The 599-nt window shown below is 70.5% G+C and carries 1 pseudogene; it reads left to right on the top strand.

From position 1 onward, the window contains the following. Window positions 1-488: pseudogene (locus tag ACFP9U_RS25335) on the top strand (aldehyde dehydrogenase (NADP(+))); the annotation flags it as partial. Window positions 489-599 lie beyond the last annotated feature (111 nt).

Here is a 599-nt window from a genome sequence, read left to right as displayed (position 1 = left end):
GCCGCGATCGCCTGTCCGGCCTTGGCTGCGCGCGGGCGCGGCTGGCCTCCAAGGCCGAGGGCCGCAATGCCGGCCCGGACCTTCTCGAGACCACGGGCGAGGATTGGCTCGCCAACCCCGACATGCACAACGAGGTGTTCGGGCCGCTGGGCATTTTCGTGCGTGCAAAGGACGAGGAGCAGATGCGTGCGATCGCGCGCGGGATCGAAGGGCAGCTCACCTGCACGCTGCACATGGAAGACGCCGACACGGCGCTGGCCGCTTCGCTGATGCCCATTCTGCAGCGCAAGGCCGGCCGGCTCCTCGCCAACGGTTTCCCGACCGGCGTCGAGGTGAGCGACGCGATGATGCATGGCGGACCGTATCCGGCCAGCACCAACGCCTCCACCACCTCTGTCGGCACCCTGGCGATCCGCCGCTTCCTGCGTCCGGTTGCCTTCCAGAACCTGCCGGAGGCGCTGCTGCCGGCGGATCTGGCCCAGTCCTGAGGCGCGCCATGGCCGGGCCCGGACCCGCCTTCTGTGCCGCCATCGATTGGGGCACGACGAACCTGCGGCTGTGGCTTATGGACGAGGCGGGCCGGGTGCTCGGCGAGCGGG

This window comes from Nitratireductor sp. GCM10026969 (genome assembly GCF_042660605.1).
In the GTDB taxonomy this organism is placed as follows: Bacteria; Pseudomonadota; Alphaproteobacteria; order Rhizobiales; family Rhizobiaceae; genus Chelativorans.
This window is presented reverse-complemented; position numbering and strand designations above follow the sequence as displayed.